General features: G+C 58.0%; 19 protein-coding genes. 8 read left to right on the top strand and 11 right to left on the bottom strand.

What is annotated here, in order from left to right:
* The first annotated feature begins 98 nt into the window (after positions 1-98).
* Both ACQUTP_RS04965 and ACQUTP_RS04970 read left to right on the top strand, forming a co-directional pair.
* Positions 99-338, top strand: coding sequence for a YebV family protein (locus ACQUTP_RS04965; RefSeq protein ID WP_002911393.1), 240 nt, complete (start codon positions 99-101; stop codon positions 336-338).
* A 97-nt stretch (positions 339-435) separates the two neighbouring features.
* Positions 436-627 (top strand): YebW family protein, encoded by a 192-nt coding sequence (locus ACQUTP_RS04970; RefSeq protein ID WP_002911395.1) that lies wholly within the window; start codon positions 436-438, stop codon positions 625-627.
* On the opposite strand, the gene pphA is transcribed toward ACQUTP_RS04970, so the two are convergent.
* A complete protein-coding gene (gene pphA / locus ACQUTP_RS04975; protein WP_023318613.1) occupies positions 624-1,277 on the bottom strand; it encodes a protein-serine/threonine phosphatase in 654 nt (217 codons plus the stop codon). The genes ACQUTP_RS04970 and pphA overlap by 4 nt on opposite strands.
* 156 nt (positions 1,278-1,433) lie before the next feature.
* Between pphA and ACQUTP_RS04980 the strand changes: the two genes are divergently transcribed.
* Both ACQUTP_RS04980 and ACQUTP_RS04985 read left to right on the top strand, forming a co-directional pair.
* Positions 1,434-2,402, top strand: a complete 969-nt coding sequence (locus tag ACQUTP_RS04980; protein WP_004203383.1) for a VirK/YbjX family protein — start codon at positions 1,434-1,436, stop codon at positions 2,400-2,402.
* A gap of 103 nt (positions 2,403-2,505) precedes the next feature.
* Positions 2,506-2,649 (top strand): Ecr family regulatory small membrane protein, encoded by a 144-nt coding sequence (locus tag ACQUTP_RS04985; protein ID WP_032425946.1) that lies wholly within the window; start codon positions 2,506-2,508, stop codon positions 2,647-2,649.
* Positions 2,650-3,297: 648 nt separating this feature from the next.
* Here ACQUTP_RS04985 and ACQUTP_RS04990 read toward each other — a convergent pair.
* From ACQUTP_RS04990 to yobA, 3 genes are read right to left on the bottom strand one after another with little or no spacing between them, the layout of a single operon-like run.
* Positions 3,298-3,636, bottom strand: coding sequence for a YebY family protein (locus ACQUTP_RS04990; RefSeq protein WP_002911404.1), 339 nt, complete (start codon positions 3,634-3,636; stop codon positions 3,298-3,300).
* 16 nt (positions 3,637-3,652) lie between these two features.
* On the bottom strand, positions 3,653-4,522 hold the full coding sequence (gene copD, locus ACQUTP_RS04995) for a copper homeostasis membrane protein CopD (protein WP_264975325.1): 870 nt from the start codon (positions 4,520-4,522) through the stop codon (positions 3,653-3,655).
* Positions 4,523-4,525: 3 nt separating this feature from the next.
* Entirely contained in the window at positions 4,526-4,900 is a 375-nt protein-coding gene (gene yobA, locus ACQUTP_RS05000) for a CopC domain-containing protein YobA (RefSeq protein ID WP_004203386.1), read from the bottom strand.
* A gap of 112 nt (positions 4,901-5,012) precedes the next feature.
* Between yobA and ACQUTP_RS05005 the strand changes: the two genes are divergently transcribed.
* Together ACQUTP_RS05005 and exoX are read left to right on the top strand one after the other, a co-directional pair.
* Positions 5,013-5,243 carry a DNA polymerase III subunit theta gene (locus tag ACQUTP_RS05005; RefSeq protein ID WP_002911406.1) on the top strand — a complete coding sequence of 77 codons (231 nt, stop codon included), beginning with the start codon at positions 5,013-5,015 and terminating at the stop codon, positions 5,241-5,243.
* Between the two features lie 78 nt (positions 5,244-5,321).
* On the top strand, positions 5,322-5,981 hold the full coding sequence (exoX, locus tag ACQUTP_RS05010; protein ID WP_004203387.1) for an exodeoxyribonuclease X: 660 nt from the start codon (positions 5,322-5,324) through the stop codon (positions 5,979-5,981).
* A 3-nt stretch (positions 5,982-5,984) separates the two neighbouring features.
* Here exoX and ptrB read toward each other — a convergent pair whose 3' ends face one another.
* The 3 genes from ptrB to ACQUTP_RS05025 all read right to left on the bottom strand — a co-directional run bounded on the left by ptrB (position 5,985) and on the right by ACQUTP_RS05025 (position 9,376).
* Positions 5,985-8,045 carry an oligopeptidase B gene (gene ptrB, locus ACQUTP_RS05015; protein ID WP_004203388.1) on the bottom strand — a complete coding sequence of 687 codons (2,061 nt, stop codon included), beginning with the start codon at positions 8,043-8,045 and terminating at the stop codon, positions 5,985-5,987.
* A gap of 120 nt (positions 8,046-8,165) precedes the next feature.
* Positions 8,166-8,825: a tellurite resistance TerB family protein gene (locus tag ACQUTP_RS05020; protein WP_004203389.1), complete on the bottom strand. Its 660-nt coding sequence runs from the start codon at positions 8,823-8,825 to the stop codon at positions 8,166-8,168.
* A 203-nt stretch (positions 8,826-9,028) separates the two neighbouring features.
* Positions 9,029-9,376 carry a YebG family protein gene (locus ACQUTP_RS05025; protein ID WP_117263257.1) on the bottom strand — a complete coding sequence of 116 codons (348 nt, stop codon included), beginning with the start codon at positions 9,374-9,376 and terminating at the stop codon, positions 9,029-9,031.
* Between the two features lie 135 nt (positions 9,377-9,511).
* Here ACQUTP_RS05025 and purT point away from each other — a divergent pair, with 135 nt between their 5' ends.
* Positions 9,512-10,690, top strand: a complete 1,179-nt coding sequence (gene purT / locus ACQUTP_RS05030) for a formate-dependent phosphoribosylglycinamide formyltransferase (protein ID WP_117263258.1) — start codon at positions 9,512-9,514, stop codon at positions 10,688-10,690.
* Between the two features lie 58 nt (positions 10,691-10,748).
* On the opposite strand, the gene ACQUTP_RS05035 is transcribed toward purT, so the two are convergent.
* From ACQUTP_RS05035 to ACQUTP_RS05050, 4 genes are all read right to left on the bottom strand, one after another.
* Positions 10,749-11,390 carry a bifunctional 4-hydroxy-2-oxoglutarate aldolase/2-dehydro-3-deoxy-phosphogluconate aldolase gene (locus ACQUTP_RS05035; protein WP_002911423.1) on the bottom strand — a complete coding sequence of 214 codons (642 nt, stop codon included), beginning with the start codon at positions 11,388-11,390 and terminating at the stop codon, positions 10,749-10,751.
* A gap of 38 nt (positions 11,391-11,428) precedes the next feature.
* The gene (gene edd / locus ACQUTP_RS05040) at positions 11,429-13,240 is read right to left on the bottom strand and encodes a phosphogluconate dehydratase (protein WP_004203393.1); all 1,812 of its coding nucleotides are present in this window, start codon (positions 13,238-13,240) and stop codon (positions 11,429-11,431) included.
* A gap of 222 nt (positions 13,241-13,462) precedes the next feature.
* A complete protein-coding gene (gene zwf, locus ACQUTP_RS05045) occupies positions 13,463-14,938 on the bottom strand; it encodes a glucose-6-phosphate dehydrogenase (RefSeq protein WP_004203394.1) in 1,476 nt (491 codons plus the stop codon).
* A gap of 10 nt (positions 14,939-14,948) precedes the next feature.
* A complete protein-coding gene (locus ACQUTP_RS05050; RefSeq protein WP_032425929.1) occupies positions 14,949-15,098 on the bottom strand; it encodes a hypothetical protein in 150 nt (49 codons plus the stop codon).
* Positions 15,099-15,257: 159 nt separating this feature from the next.
* Here ACQUTP_RS05050 and ACQUTP_RS05055 point away from each other — a divergent pair, with 159 nt between their 5' ends.
* On the top strand, positions 15,258-16,163 hold the full coding sequence (locus tag ACQUTP_RS05055) for a MurR/RpiR family transcriptional regulator (protein WP_072096624.1): 906 nt from the start codon (positions 15,258-15,260) through the stop codon (positions 16,161-16,163).
* Positions 16,164-16,187: the final 24 nt, after the last annotated feature.

A 16,187-nucleotide genomic window follows, 5' to 3' on the forward strand; every position in this document is an offset into this window, starting at 1 on the left:
CACTTTTTGACTGGCGGTTTTCCCCCCATTGACTACGCTGAAAAATGACGGCCGCAACTGGTCGTACCACAACTCAGCTGAAAAAATGGGGTGAAGCGATGAGTAAAACCAATGTCCGCATCGGCGCGTTTGAGATAGACGATGCCGAACTGCATGGTGAACATCAGGGTGAGCGAACGTTAAGCATTCCCTGCAAATCCGATCCAGATTTATGTATGCAGCTTGACGCCTGGGATGCCGACACCAGCGTTCCCGCGATTCTCAATGGTGAACATTCCGTCCTCTACCGTAAACATTACGACCGCCAGTCCGATGCCTGGGTCATGCGCCTTGCCTGACGCCAATGAACCCGTCGCCTGAGACGGGTTATTTATTTCCCCGTCCCGCCGTCATCCCCTACACTAAACAGTATGTCCCCCCGAACATGAGGCCAGGATGTTTGCCTTAGTGTTGTTTATTTGCTATCTGGATGGCGGCTGCGAGGACATTGTGGTTGACGTCTACCGCGAGGAAACGCAGTGCCTGGTGGCGATGGAAGATCAGCGGATCCGCCACGGCGGCTGCTACCCGATAGAAGATTTTATTGACGGCTTCTGGCAACCCGCCAGCGAATACAGTGACTTTTAGTCTGCCGACTGCAGCGCCACCAGCGTCAGCGTGCCGCCGAACACAGCGCCGGTGTCAATATAGTGTTGATTGTCGTAGTCATAACGCGCGCGAAGCGGCGTATGGCCAAACCAGAAATGGTCAGCCCCGGCGATAGCGCCATGACGCCCCGCCAGATGTTCACTCAGACGATGGCGGCTCCACAGGACCCGCTGGGGATCCACCGGCTGCTGCCAGCGATAGACCGGCGCCGGATAATCGGCATGGGCGATCACATGCCGCGCTTTTGCGCACTCCACTTCAATAATCAACGGCAGCCGCTGACAGCGCGCCAGCAGGCGATCGACGTCATCCCGCTGCCGCACGTTGCTCCGGGCGTACCAGTCGCCGCCGTTCATCTGCCAGAGCGTCATATCTCCGCTCTCCAGCGCCTCGAGCGCCATCTGCTCATGATTCCCGCGCACGGCCCGGAACCAGCGGCTGCGCAACAGGCCGAGACAGTCAGCGCTTTGCGGCCCGCGATCGATCAGATCGCCCACCGAGATCAGCAGATCGGCCCAGGGATCAAAGCGCAGTCGGCGCAGGCGCGCCATCAGCAGCGCAAAGCAGCCATGCAGATCGCCCATCAGCCAGATATTACGCCAGTCTCTGCCATTAATACGCTGATACATATAATTACCTCTCTGCTGTAATTATAGGTAATTCCAGCTTATAGCCGCTGTTTTTTATTTACACCTCAATCGATTTTAAACAAACGGCAAATATAGTCGGCCAGAGGATTAAGCTTATCAGCGCCTCGTTTTAAAATAGCAGGAAATAACAACGAGGTGTTTATCGTGACAGACAATAGCCTGCATTCATCCAGCGTGCTTACGCCGCGCTCGCATCTCATTGCCGATCTGGTGATGGGTAGATTAACACCCGCACCTATATGGCGGCAGAAAAATTACCGCTTTAAATTTCTACTGCGCACGGCATTATTTTATAGCCCGACTAAAGCGATGCTGGAGGCGCTGAGCGCTCGTGACGATTTTAACCAGCTGCTGGCGGCGCAGGCGACGCTGCCAGGGAAAGTGCACCGTCAATATCTAACGCGCGATCTCAACGCCTGGCAGCGGGCGATGGCGGTAATAAGCCATTATCGCTATGTCGATACCCTGCGCGGTTCCCGGCTGGCGCATGCCATGACCGCAGTGTGCGAGGTCCCGTTACTGACGCTCAATGGAAAGGATGAGCGCCAGTTTTCCCTCTCGGCCTCTTCGGCCGGGAAGGCCGAGCGTGAGGGTGAAACCACCCTGTGGCTGCGCGACAGCGATCATACCCTGCTGGCCAGCGCCACCTTCAGCGTGACCTGGGATGGCGAAGCCTGGCAGCTGATCATCGGCGGCTTGCAGGGACCGCGACGCCACGTTTCTCACGAGGTGATCAAGCAGGCGACCCGCGCCTGCTACGGTCTGTTCCCGAAGCGCCTGCTGCTGGAGTTTATCTGGCTGCTGGCCGCTCGCAGCCATATCGCAGCGATTTACGGCGTTAGCGATAATGGCCATGTGTTTCGCGCCCTGCGCTATCGCCTGAGCAAGGGGCGCCATTTCCACGCCAGCTACGACGAATTCTGGCAATCCATCGACGGCAAGCCGGAAAGCCCCTGGCGCTGGCAGCTACCGCTGCGTCTGGAAAGAAAACCGCTGGAGAGCATCGCCAGTAAAAAACGGGCCGAATACCGGCGTCGATTCCAGCTGCTGGATCAGCTGGCGGAGCAGGTGGCAATATTGACGCAGCCACTGCCGGGCGAGTAATTTCACGACCAGTGAACTCGCCCCGTCACGCGGCGTTTGCTTATTATGTTCTTATTTCGCTACTATCATGGTCCCCGCAGACCACTGGATAGTCGTTAGCATGATGAGTAAAACCGAAATTTTCCTGCTGATTATTCTCGCGGTCGTCCTGCTGGGCAGCATATGGTTTATTTTCAGCGATGAAATTTGGCTTTTACTCTGCTATCTGGAAAGTCAGATATTTCCCACCTTCAGCGTTCCGGAATAATACCGGACGCTCGGAACTACGCCCCTCAATATTATTTCCCGCCCTTTCGTGGGGCGCGGACGGCTAATCGCATGAATTGCCAAATCAATAAGGTTTTGTTTATTCTATTTATCATACAAATATGTATACTAGCAGCCTTCCGATGTTGGCCCGCCAGTTAACCTGCACGCCGGGCCTGTTTAGGTGCAGGTTTTTTCTTTTCCTCTCCCCTCGCTTACGGTTCCGCCTTCCCCATACCGTTCTTCCGCAGGATGCAATTTGTGTGTAAATGAATTGTGTATGCTAAAAACGGTGTGCTATAACGGGACATCCAGAGGCCAGCCTGGTGATTGACTGAATTGACTGACAGGATGTCGCTGGTGATCGCGAAAGCAGACAGATTAAGATAAAAAGAGACCGAATACGATTCCTGTATTCGGTCCAGGGAAATGGCTCTTGGGAGAGAGCCGTGCGCTAAAAGTTGGCATTAATGCAGGCTAAGTCGCCTTGCACTATAAGAATAGTTTAACGCGTCAGCTTTTCCAGTCTGCGGCCAATGTGGCCGAATAATTCCTGGAAAAGTGGGCGCTGCCAGCAAAAAAACCGCCACTGCCGTTGTCCGGCAAGGGCGGTTTTTTTTATGCCATTACAGCGAGATAGCGCGAAAATCTAGCAGAGCTTCTGCGCGCGCTCGATAAACGGCGCGAGGCTCATTTTTTGCCCAGGATGCTGCGGATCGTCGATCTGGATCACTGAGATCGGCTGGGCGGTGGTTTTGCCGGCTTTGACCTGCTGCTCAGCCACCTCATTGAGCGGATACTGGACCAGGGTGCTCGGGTTGATAGCGTAAAGGGCATTGCCCGGACGACAGGTCAACATCACCTCTTCACGGTTGAACGCCCAGCTCTCCTTCCCTACCTCAAAGCGGCTCACGGTGATAATTTGCGGCGCCGCCAGTGCAGCGCCGGAGCTTGCCAGTAACAACATGGTCAGAACAATTTTTTTCATGATTTTGCCAGTTAATTCAATAAGGTTCCCAGGTGGCAAACAGACTGACGGCCAGCAGCGCCAGCGCGCCCAGCCCTATCTCAGCCTGCGTGGTTCGCAGGATCAGACTTTCCGCCCGCGAACCGCTTGCCGACATGCGCGGTACCAGAACATACCTGTTCACTAACGCAATTACCACCATCCCGGCCACCAGCGCACATTTGATCAACAGCAGACGTCCCCAGGGCGATGCGCCAATCATCCCTCCCTGGATCAACAGCGCATTGATCGCCCCGCTGGCAAGGGTGCCGGCGACGGCCAGATGCCCGTAACGTGAAAAGCGCGCCATGGTATAGACCGCGGCCTGCCGCCAGCGCCCCTGCGCCAGGCGCAGGCAATAGATAAAGGGCAACAGGCCGCCGAACCAGCTGGCAACGCAGAAGAGGTGGACAGCATGATTAGTCCGCTGCAGGGCGCCGAGTAAACCATCATGCATGGCGGCATGCCCTACCCCAGCGGAAAGCAGCAGCTGGGCCGCCAGCAGGGCCACCAGCTGGCGAGCGCCATGTCGGGGACGGATCCACACTACGGCGAGGGCGATCCACGCCAGCAGGATCTGCCAGATCCACACCCCGCCGAAGCGGGTGCCCGCCATCGCCTGCCAGACGGCGGGTTGCCAGACATCTGCCCAGCCGTCGCCCATCAATCCCCCCTGCAGCAGATACAGCACCAGGGTAGAGAGGGCGCCGATCAGCAGCAGCGGGCGCAGCAGCGGATAGAAGCGCAGCATCAGTACGCGTCGCAGCGGCACCGGCGCCCACCAGGCGCCATACAGCACGCAGCCAAAAGCCAGCATCAGGGTGATAAAGTGCCCAAAGCGCAGAGTAATGTAGAGCCCGGTCAGCATCGCTTACTTCACGCTAAAGGTGTATTGCCCTTTGGTTTTATGGCCATCCACTGAGACCACATGCCAAGCCACCGTGTATTCTCCCGGCGGCAAGGTTTCCGCTACAGGCACGGTGACCTGGGCGGGGTTGTCGGCGCTGCGGGTCAGTTTGCCGGTGGCCACCGCATGCTGCTGTGGACCGGTGACGGTCACGCCGCTGAACGCGGGTTCAATGCCTTCGGAGAAACTGAGCGTCAACGTCTGCGGGGAGGCCGCCAGCTGCGCCCCGGCGGCGGGGATCTGCTGCTGCAGGTGAGCGTGGGCGAGCGCGCCCGCCGCGGTTAATAGCCCGGCAAACGCAACGGAGAGGCGCAATGCGCGTCCAGCAAGAAGTCGCATATTCGTCATTCCCTTTTGTTATGTCTGTAGCACAGAGAATAACCCTGTATAATGGCAGAGTCGAGCCGGGCGTCAGGCCCTGACCGGGCTTACAAGCAGAGTGGAGTGTATGATGGAAAGAAATCTGGCCAAAATTTCGCAAGATGAGATGGATAAAGTTAACGTCGATCTCGCCGCCGCCGGCGTCGCCTTTAAAGAGCGGTATAATATGCCGGTGGTCGCTGATTTGGTCGAGCGTGAACAGCCCGCCCATCTGCGCGACTGGTTCCGCGAACGGCTGATCGCCCATCGGCTGGCCTCCGTTTCACTGTCCCGCCTGCCCTGGGAGCCGAAACAGAAATAATGCCTACTTGCCCCCTCGCCGTCGGTTGGCAAGCCCGACCAATTACTTTACGCTTATTGTTTTGCTCTGGAGCGAGCCATGCTGCGCGTCATTGATACCGAAACCTGCGGACTGCAGGGGGGCATCGTTGAAATCGCCTCGGTCGACATTGTCGACGGGCAAATCACCAATCCCATGAGTCATCTGGTGCGTCCTGACCGCCCCATCAGCCCGCAGGCGATGGCTATCCACCGGATTACCGAAGAGATGGTCGCCGATAAGCCGTGGATTGAGGAGATTATTCCGCACTATCATGGCAGCCCGTGGTACGTCGCGCATAACGCCAGCTTCGATCGTCGGGTGCTACCGGAGATGCATGGCGAGTGGATCTGTACGATGAAGCTGGCCCGCCGGCTGTGGCCGGGGATCAAATACAGTAATATGGGGCTCTATAAATCACGCAAGCTGAACGTGGCCACGCCGCCGGGGCTGCATCACCACCGGGCGCTGTATGACTGCTATATCACCGCTGCGCTGCTGCTGGATATCATCAACGTTTCCGGCTGGACGCCTGACGAAATGGCCGATATCACCGGTCGGCCGGCGCTGCTTACCACCTTTACCTTCGGCAAATATCGCGGTAAAGCCGTCGCCGAGATTGCTGAAAACGATCCAGGCTATCTGCGCTGGTTATTCAACAATCTCGACCGCATGAGCCCCGAACTGCGCCTCACGCTCAAGCATTACCTTGGGGAATAGCCCCTACACTGCCGCTTTCCCCGGCAGTGTCCCTTGCGCCAGGGCGATGAAAAAGGCGTACTCCAGCGCCACCCCCTCATAGCTTTTAAAGCGCCCGGATTTTCCGCCATGCCCGGAGTCCATATCGGTGCAAAGCAGCAGCAGGTTATCGTCGGTTTTCAGTTCACGCAGTTTTGCCACCCACTTCGCCGGCTCCCAGTATTGCACCTGGGAATCGTGCAGCCCGGTGGTCACCAGCATATGCGGATACGCCTGCGCCTTCACGCCGTCGTAGGGGCTGTAGCTTTTCATGTAGTGGTAATAGGTTTCATCCTGCGGGTTCCCCCACTCTTCAAATTCGCCGGTCGTCAGCGGAATGGTCTCATCCAGCATCGTGGTTACCACGTCGACGAACGGCACCTGGGCTATCACGCCGTGGAACAGCTCTGGACGCTCGTTAACGGCCACCCCCATCAGCATCCCGCCGGCGCTGCCGCCCATGCCATAGCAGAGCCGCGGGTCGCCGTACCCCTGAGCCAGCAGCGCGTCGCAGACGTCGAGATAGTCGTTAAAGGTATTTTTCTTACACAGGAATTTACCGTCCTCATACCACTGCTGACCCAGCTCGCCGCCGCCGCGGACGTGGGCGATGGCGTAGACAAAGCCGCGGTTGAGCAGGCTCAGCCGACTGGCGCTGAAATCGGCATCGATACTGTCGCCATACGAGCCATAGCCATAGACCAGCAGCGGATTGCTCCCTTTACGAAAATGATCGCGATGGTAGACCAGCGAGACCGGGACTTCGACGCCATCGCGGGCGGTCACCCACAGGTGCTCGCTCTGATAGCAGCGGGTGTCCAGCCCCTTCACCTCCTGCTGCTTGATCACCCGTCGTTCGCCGGTATCCATATCCAGTTCAAACAGGGTGTCGGGCGTCGTCATCGAGGAGTAGCCGTAGCGCAGGCGCGACGTTTCGGGCTCCGGATTATAGGCAAGCCAGGTGACATAGGCCGGATCGTCAAAGGCGATCCCCACCACCTCCCGGGTCTTGCGGTTAATCTGCCGCAGACTGGTCAGGCCGCGCTGACGCTCCTCGACGACCAGCCAGTCGGTAAACAGGGTAAATCCTTCAAGCATCACGTCGTGACGCGGCGGGATCAGCGTGGTCCACTGATCTTCATCGCGTAGCACGGTACGATAGAGACCAAAATTCTTCCCGTCCCGGTTGGATCGCAGATAGAAGGCGTGCTGATAGTGATCGAGGCTATATTCATGATCTTTACGCCGCGGCAGGAAGCAGACCGGCTCAGCGTCTGGCAGTTCGGCGTTGAGCAGCAGTACTTCGCTGGTGGTGGCGCTGGAGAGATAGATCACCACGAACTGCTGGGATGTGGTTTTATGCACGCTGACGTAGAAGGTCTCATCTTTTTCCTCGTAGACCAGCACGTCGCTCTGCGCCGGCGTCCCGACGGTGTGGCGCCAGACCTGATAAGGAAGCAGCGTGGTGGGATGTTTACGCACGTACCACACAAAGCGTGAATCGTTGCTCCAGGCAAAGCCGGAGGTGACATTTTCCAGGGTCTCCGGATACCACTCGCCGTTGCTGAGGTCGCAAAAACGCAGACCGTACTGGCGACGGGAGAGATAATCTTCCGCCACCGCCATCAACTGGTTGTTGGGCGCAATACCCAGCCCGCCCAGGGTGTAAAACTCGCTCTTTGCCGCCCGCTGGTTGGCATCAAGCAGGATCTCCCACTCGTCCCACTCTTCTTTCAGCACCGACTGTCGCTGGTAGATAGCGTATTCGCAGCCCGGCTCATACACCTGCCGGTAGCGAAAGCCGTTTTTACTATAGGGGGCAGAGACTTCCCGCTGCGGAATGCGGTCGATAATCTCTTTCAGCAGACGCTCCTGCAGGCTGAGCTGCGAATCCATCACTTGCTTGCCGTAGGCGTTTTCCGCGTGCAGATATTCCAGCACATCAGGCCGCGCGCGTTCATCGTCGCGCAGCCAGTAATAGTTATCAATGCGTGTATCGCCATGCAAGGTCATGGCGTGAGGGATCCGTTTGGCTTTAGGTGGCATGTTATTCTTCTGCTGCTTTTTCGTGACACAAGAGCATTCAGGCCGCAGGGTGGCGCCTGAATGATGACGTGTCTATAAGGGTGGCAAAAGACGCGGGCGATGCAAGCGAAACGTGATAATTTAAACGCTTAGCGCCTGTTTTTGTGACTGGATGTCCTGTTCGATGTCGGCCCGGACATCTTTTGGCAACGCCAGAGCCTCACCCAGGGCGTTGAGATAGCTGCGCTCCATAAAGTGGTCGATATCAATCACCGCGCAGCTGACGTAGTAGATCTCCAGCGCCTCCTGCGGGTCAACGATGCCCTCGGCGAGACGCTGCGGATCCAGCGGCTGAGCCAGCGCCTGGTCAATCAGCACCCGGGCCTGCACGTCAATATTGGCCTCCCGAAGCTGGGCTTCAATCCTCGCCCGCTCGTGATCGTCGATATGCCCATCGCTTTTGGCGGCAAACACCAGGGCGGTGATCAACCGCACGCTGCGCGGATCGACCTCCGTCGGCGCCGCAGCCGTCTCGGGTGTCGGAGCGGGCGTGTTCTGAGCGCGCATTTTCTGCTGATACTTGTTCCACAATACGGTACCCGCCACCGCCCCACCGCCAGCCAGCAGCGCGCTGGTGCCATATTTCGCCAGCAGCTTGCGTGACGATTTGCTGGCCACCAGCAGCCCCGCCAGCCCGCCGATGGCGCCGGGCAGCAGGGCGCTCCCTTTTGACGACTCGCCGGACGGCGACGCGCCCTGCTGTCCGAGCAGCGACTGCAGTTGATTTAGCCAGTTAGCCATGGTTTTCCTCTCAGGTGACAAACACTGTTATCAGCCTAAACGACGCGATGTCAGGAAATGTTAGACATGGCTAAAGATGCGCAAAGGTGCGCGCGGCGGCGGCACCGGGTCCTGCCGACCGACAGACCAGCCCATCAGCCCATCAGCCCATCAGCCCATCAGCCCATCAGCCCATCAGCCCATCAGCGACTGACCGCCAGCCATCAGGCCGCTTTGGCTTTCCGCGTTTTGGCAGCCGGCGCGGCGGCCTCTTCCGCCGGGGAAGCCTCAGCGTTCGTTGACGGCGCGGGCGCATCGTGCGCAGTCGCATCCTGCTCCGGCAGTCTGCCGGCGCGCAGAATATGCTGCAGCGCCTCTTTACGCTCCGCCAGCCACATCGCCATGGTATCGCGCTGGGCATCGTCCATTTCCAGCGGCGATGCTACCAGCCAGTCATTCAGCACCTCTGCCAGATCGAGCATTTTGTCGTAAGCGTCGGCCTCTTTTTTGCTGGCAAAAGACATTTTTTCCTCACCTTCGCGGATCACTACATATTTAATTTCAACCGCCATGCTGCAGCCTCTTAGTACTGTATTTTTATACAGTATAGCAAATTTCCCTTCCGGACTCAACTCACGCGCATAAAGACAGACGCAAACGTTTTCGTTTATAATCGACCGCATCTTTTTTTACTGCGGAAGAGAGTTATGACTGTATTAGGCACCGCGCTGCGCCCGGCAGCCACCAAAGTTATGCTGTTAGGCTCCGGCGAGCTGGGTAAAGAAGTCGCCATCGAATGTCAGCGTCTGGGCATTGAAACTATCGCCGTCGACCGATACCCCGATGCCCCGGCGATGCAGGTCGCCCACCGCGCCCACGTCATCAATATGCTGCACGGCGAGAGCCTGCGCGCGCTGATCGAACAGGAAAAACCCGATTACATCGTGCCGGAGATCGAAGCTATCGCCACCGATACCCTGGTCGAACTGGAGCAGGCCGGGCAGAAAGTGGTTCCCACGGCGCGGGCAGCGAAGCTCACCATGAACCGCGAAGGCATACGCCGTCTGGCGGCCGAAGAGCTGCAGCTCCCCACCTCCAGCTACCGTTTCGCCGACAGTGAAGAAGCCTTCCGCGCGGCGGTTACCGAGATCGGTTTGCCATGCATCGTCAAGCCGGTGATGAGCTCCTCCGGTAAAGGTCAGAGCTTTATCCGCTCGGCTGACCAGCTCAGCGAAGCCTGGCGCTACGCCCAGCAGGGCGGCCGCGCCGGCGCCGGGCGGGTGATCGTCGAGGGGGTGGTAAATTTCGACTTTGAAATCACCCTGCTCACCGTCAGCGCCGTCGATGGCGTGCATTTCTGCGCCCCGGTCGGCCATCGTCAGGAAGACGGCGACTACCGCGAGTCCTGGCAGCCGCAGCAGATGAGCGACCTGGCCCTTGAACGCGCGCAGGATATCGCCCGCAAGGTGGTGCTGGCGCTGGGAGGTTATGGCCTGTTCGGCGTGGAGCTGTTCGTTTGCGGCGACGAGGTGATCTTCAGCGAAGTCTCCCCGCGCCCGCACGACACCGGAATGGTAACGCTTATCTCGCAGGATCTCTCGGAATTCGCCCTGCACGTTCGCGCCTTTCTTGGGCTGCCCGTCGGCGCTATCCGCCAGTATGGTCCGGCCGCTTCCGCAGTGATCCTTCCGCAGCTGACCAGTCAGAACGTCAGCTTCGGCCAGCTGCAGTCAGCCGTCGGAGCTGGCCTGCAGCTGCGTCTGTTCGGCAAGCCGGAGATTGACGGCACCCGTCGTCTGGGGGTGACTCTCGCCGTCGCCGATTCGGTGGAAGAGGCTGTGGCGCGGGCTAAAACCGCCGCCGCGGCGGTTATCGTCGAAGGGTAAAGACAAAAAAAACCCGGTCGCGTTGCCGCTGACCGGGTTGTTGACCTTGAGGCGCGGTTTACTTCGCGCCTTCCACCGCTTCACGCGCCAGGGTGGTGATGCGATCGTAGTCGCCAGCTTCCAGGGCGTCTGCCGGCACCAGCCAGGAGCCCCCGATGCACAGCACGCTGTTCAGCGCCAGGTAATCACGGTAGTTAGCCGGGGAGATACCGCCGGTCGGGCAGAAACGAATGTGACCGAACGGACCCGCAATCGCCTGCAGCGCTTTCACGCCGCCGTTGGCTTCTGCCGGGAAGAATTTAAACTCTTTCAGACCGTACTGCATGCCCAGCATCAGCTCGGAGACGGTGCTGATCCCCGGGATCAGCGGAATAGTGCCGTCTTCGGTCGCCGCTTTCAGCAGAGATTCGGTCAGCCCCGGGCTGATAGCGAACTGCGCGCCGGCTTCCGTTACCGCTTTCAGCTGCTCGACGTTGGTCACCGTGCCCGCGCCGACAATCGCATCCGGCACTTCTTTAGCAATCGCGCGGATCGCCTCCAGGGCGCACTCGGTGCGCAGAGTCACTTCCAGGACGCGCACGCCGCCCGCGACCAGCGCTTTCGCCATCGGTACCGCGTGTTCCAGCTTTTTCACTACGATAACCGGGACAACCGGACCGGAGGTGAGGATTGCTTCTGCTGTTGTTTTCCAGTTTTTCATCAGGATTTTCTCTCGCCAGATCTACAAATTAAATCGTCTTAAAAAGTGATGCAGGTTGCGCCCTGCTCCGCGCCAGAGAGCTTCTCACGCAGCGCCCCAAACATCTCCCGACCGGTTCCTACGCGCGACGCGCTGAGGTCAGGGATATGCGGCTGACGCGCCGCCAGTTCGGCATCGTCCACCAGCAGCGTCAGTTCCCCCGTCTGCCCGTTCACGCGAATAAGGTCGCCATCGCGCACTTTCGCCAGCAACCCGCCGTCATAGGCTTCAGGCGTGACGTGGATGGCTGACGGGACTTTACCGGAGGCGCCAGAGAGTCGGCCATCGGTCACCAGCGCTATTTTGAAACGGCGGTCCAATAATACACCAAGTGGCGGCATAAGTTTATGTAATTCTGGCATCCCGTTCGCTTTTGGCCCCTGATGACGGACCACCACCACGCAGTCTTTGTCCAGCAGACCCGCTTCGAAGGCCGGCAACACGTCGTGCTGGCTCTCGAACACCACCGCCGGCGCTTCGATCACCTGGTTCTCAGCCGGGACTGCCGAGGTTTTCATGACCGCGCGTCCCAGGTTACCGCTCAGCACCTTGGTGCCGCCGTGACGTGAGAACGGTTTCTCGAATGTCGCGATGACCTGATCGTCAAGCGGCGCCGTCGCCCCTTCCCGCCAGTCCAGCTCGCCGTTGTTGAGCCACGGCTCGAGGGTGTAGCGCGACAGACCGAAGCCAGCGACGGTGTGAACGTCCTCATGTAGCAGGCCGCCTTTCAGCAGCTCGCGCACCAGAACCGGAACGCCGCCCGCTGCCTGGAAATGGTTGATATCCGCCGGACCGTTGGGGTAGAGGCGCGCCAGCAGCGGTACCACGTCTGACAGGTCGGAGAAATCATCCCAGTTAATGATAATGCCCGCCGCGCGGGCCATCGCCACCAGGTGCATAGTGTGGTTGGTGGAGCCGCCGGTCGCCAGCAGCGCCACAATGCCGTTGACCACCACTTTTTCGTCAAACATTTTGCCCAACGGCATCCACTCGTTGCCATTGCCGGTCATGCGGGTGACCTGGCGCGCGGCGGCGGCGGTCAGCGCTTCCCGCAGCGGAGCATCCGGATGGACAAAGGACGAGCCCGGCAACTGCATGCCCATAAACTCCACCACCATCTGGTTGGTGTTCGCCGTACCGTAGAACGTACAGGTTCCCGGCGCGTGGTAAGAAGCGGCTTCGGACTCCAGCAGCGCCATGCGGTCAACTTTGCCCTCCGCGTACAGCTGGCGAATGCGAACCTTTTCTTTATTAGGCAGGCCGCTGGCCATCGGACCGGAGGGAATAAAGACCGACGGCAGGTGGCCGAATGAGAGCGCCGCCATGGTCAGTCCGGGCACAATTTTATCACACACGCCGAGGTACAGAGCGCCATCGAACATGTTATGCGACAGGCCGATGGCCGCGGACATGGCGATCACTTCGCGACTCAGGAGAGAGAGTTCCATGCCGTCCTGTCCCTGGGTCACGCCATCGCACATCGCCGGCACGCCGCCGGCCACCTGACCGACCGCATTGGCGCTGTGCAGCGCTTTGCGAATGATATCCGGGTAGTGTTCATAGGGCTGGTGCGCGGACAACATATCGTTGTAGGAGGTGATGATGGCGATGTTGTTGCGCAACATGCTTTTCAGAGAGGCTTTGTCGTCGGCCTGACAGGCCGCGAAACCGTGAGCCAGATTGCCGCAGGCCAGTTGCGCACGATGCACGGTGTCGGTTTTGGCCTGGTTAATCCTTGCGAGGTAAGCCGCGCGGGTATCACGCGACCGTTCGATAATGCGATTTGTTACCCGTAACATTGTCGAATTCATAAAGGCTCCTCAAAATTTTATCTGTCCGGCCGCTGCGAGATGACGTGTTTTGGTGCCCGAAGCCACCAACACCAGCGCTCAGGGGCAAAATATCTGAAGGCAGTGTAATAAAAAAAGCCCCGTGGGTGAATCCTCACGGGGCTTAAAAGATTAAAAAGCGTGCGACTTTCTGCGTCAGATCATGTTACCGGTAAAATAACCCTGACGGATAAGATCGCGAGCTTACTCAAACTCGTTCCACGAGCGTCCATCGCGGGTGATCATGGCCACCGAGGCCACCGGTCCCCAGGTCCCGGCCTGATACGGTTTCGGCGCATCGCGGTCGGCCGCCCAGGCTTCAGTGATGGAGTCCACCCACTTCCATGCCTCTTCCACTTCATCGCGGCGGACGAACAGCGCCTGGATACCGCGCATGGTCTCCAGCAGCAGACGTTCATAGGCATCGGCCAGATGCGTCTGGTTGAAGGTTTCGGAGTAGCTCAGATCCAGCTTGGTGATCTGCAGGTTGTGCTTATGGTCAAGGCCCGGCACTTTGTTCAGGACCTGGATATCCACCCCTTCGTCCGGCTGCAGACGAATGGTCAGCTTGTTCTGCGGCAGCTCCTGCCAGGTCTCTTTAAACAGGTTCAGCTCCGGCGTTTTGAAGTAAACCACCACTTCGGAACATTTGGTCGGCAGACGTTTGCCGGTACGCAGATAGAACGGTACGCCAGCCCAGCGCCAGTTATCGATATCAACGCGGATCGCCACGAAGGTTTCGGTGTTGCTGGTTTTGTTCGCCCCCTCTTCCTCGAGGTAGCCTGGCACTTTTTTGCCCTGGGCAAAGCCGGCGGTGTACTGGCCGCGAACGGTTTTCTCGCGCACATTGGAGCGGTCAATACGGCGCAGGGATTTCAGCACCTTGACCTTTTCATCACGGATGCTGTCGGCGCTGAGATCGGACGGCGGCGACATGGCAATCATGCACAGGATCTGCAGCAGGTGGTTCTGGATCATGTCGCGCATCTGTCCGGCCTGGTCGAAGTACCCCCAGCGCCCTTCAATGCCTACCTCTTCCGCGACGGTGATTTCCACATGATCGATGGTACGGCAGTCCCAGTTATTGACGAACAGAGAGTTGGCAAAGCGCAGCGCCAGCAGGTTGAGGACTGTCTCTTTTCCGAGGTAGTGATCGATACGGTAGACCTGGCACTCTTCAAAAAACTCGCCGACCTGATCGTTGATTTCCCGCGAGGTTTCCAGCGAGGTGCCCAGCGGTTTTTCCATAACCACGCGCGCAGGCTTGGCATTGAGCTTCGCTTCGCCCAGACCTTTACAGATGGCGCCAAAGGTGCTCGGCGGCATGGCGAAATAGTTGATGGTGACGCGATTCTTTTGGTCCAGCATGTCACCTAGGCGGGTGAAGCCGCTGGTGTCATTGACGTCAAGATTACAGAACTCCAGGCGGCCGCTCAGGGAATCCCACAAACCTTCATCAATTTTTTCCTTCATGAAGGTTTCCAGCGCTTCGCGCACCACTTTGGTGTAAGCCGCTTTATCCCAGTCGGCACGGCCGACGCCAATGATCCGGGTGTCGGCGTGGATCTGGCCCGCCTTTTCAAGCTGATACAGGGAAGGCAACAATTTACGCCGCGCCAGGTCGCCCTTCGCGCCGAAAATGACCAGGTCGCATGCCTGGGCCGTTTGCGTTACCGCCATGTCATTCTCCTCAGTTGATAGTCTGGTGCTTTTGCCAGGCTATATTTGTAATTTTCTTACACTGCACTGTACTGTGTTTACCTGTTTCCCGAAAGCCTTCCCCTCCGTTTGCAGCGGGAAAACCGCACAGGGTGAAAACATTCGGCGATGATTTAGGCATCTGGCTGATATTGTTCGTTGTTTGTACCTGTTTCAGGTCAGTAAAATACGACTCTGATCATGTAATGAAAAAAAACAACATTTTTTCCCGTCATTCCTCACCGCTTGCGCTTGCGGAGGGGTATATTCTTGCTAAAACGCCCGATGATTTCACCCATTAATGAAATCGTTTCCATTGATGAGCGCCCTGTTACTAATGAACATGCTGGAAAAAATCCAGTCCCGACTGGAACACCTTAGCAAATCTGAACGCAAAGTGGCGGAAGTGATCCTTGCCACCCCCGCGCAGGCCATTCATTCGAGCATCGCCGCCCTCGCCCTTGAGGCCGGAGTGAGCGAACCGACCGTCAATCGCTTCTGCCGTAGTCTCGAAACCCGCGGCTTTCCTGACTTCAAACTGCATCTCGCCCAGAGCCTTGCGCACGGCACGCTCTATGTTAACCGCAATGTTGATGAAGACGACAGCGTTGAGTCATACACGGGAAAAATATTTGAATCGGCCATGGCGAGTTTAGATCAGGTCCATCATTCTCTCGACATGTCGGCGGTGAATCGCGCGGTGGATCTGCTGACTCAGGCAAAAAAAATCGCCTTTTTCGGCCTCGGCTCCTCGGCGGCGGTCGCTCATGACGCGATGAACAAATTTTTCCGCTTTAACGTGCCGGTCATCTATTCCGACGACATTGTCCTGCAACGCATGAGTTGTATGAATTGCGATGACGATGATGTGGTGGTGATTATCTCACATACCGGAAGAACCAAGAGCCTGGTAGAGCTGGCGCAGCTGGCGCGTGAAAACGATGCCATGGTGATCGCTCTCACCTCCCCCGGCTCGCCGCTGGCCCGGGAAGCCACGCTGGCCATTACCCTGGATGTGCCGGAAGATACCGACATCTATATGCCGATGGTCTCGCGTCTGGCCCAGTTGACCGTCATTGACGTGCTGGCGACAGGCTTTACCCTGCGCCGGGGGGCAAAATTCAGAGATAACTTGAAGAGGGTCAAGGAAGCGCTGAAGGAATCGCGTTTTGATAAAGAACCGTTCGTACCCAGTGATAATCAATAAAAGTTGATAACAAGCAGTACCCCA

Origin of the sequence: Klebsiella sp. 2-CIP_Kleb. (assembly GCF_050378715.1) — a bacterium.
Lineage (GTDB): Bacteria > Pseudomonadota > Gammaproteobacteria > Enterobacterales > Enterobacteriaceae > Klebsiella > Klebsiella quasipneumoniae.